Source organism: Cobetia sp. BMC6 (assembly GCF_029991385.1).
Lineage (GTDB): Bacteria > Pseudomonadota > Gammaproteobacteria > Pseudomonadales > Halomonadaceae > Cobetia.
On sequence record NZ_JAKUMF010000048.1, the window covers coordinates 1 to 480 of the forward strand.

The 480-nt window shown below is 64.8% G+C and carries 1 protein-coding gene; it reads right to left on the bottom strand.

What is annotated here, in order from left to right; all coding sequences use genetic code 11:
* Positions 1–480, bottom strand: a 480-nt coding sequence (locus MKZ40_RS16930) for a transposase (protein ID WP_282627986.1), incomplete at both ends; no start/stop codon positions are given.

Here is a 480-nt window from a genome sequence, read left to right on the forward strand (position 1 = left end):
CCATGGACCTCAATCGGCAGGCCGTCGATGTCTAGCGTCAGCTGCTTGGGACGCTCGCCGTTCTTCAGCGAGGTCAGGCGCCAGGCCACCAGCCGCAGCAGACCTTCATGCACGGCATCGATGTTGTCGTTGTGTCCAAGGCAGGTCAGCAGCCGCGACAGCGTGGCTTGGGACGGCCTATCCTGGACCAGTGGCGTCATGCCGCGCGCATCACTGCAGGCCAGCTGCCAGAGCGGATCACGGCGCAGCGTGTCGGTATCGCTGAGATCGATCCACCCCATCGCCCGCTGCAGCACCAAGGTGCGTATCTGGCTGGCCAGCGAGTGGCGAATACGCAGCGGATGGCGTGGATCGACCAGGTTATCTTCGAGCGCCTCGATCACGCCACTGCTGTCGAGGGCTTCGCGCAGCAACAATGCGCCGCTGTCGCTGGTGGTGCGGTGGCCGCTCAGCTCGACACGGACAGAGCCGTTGCATGAG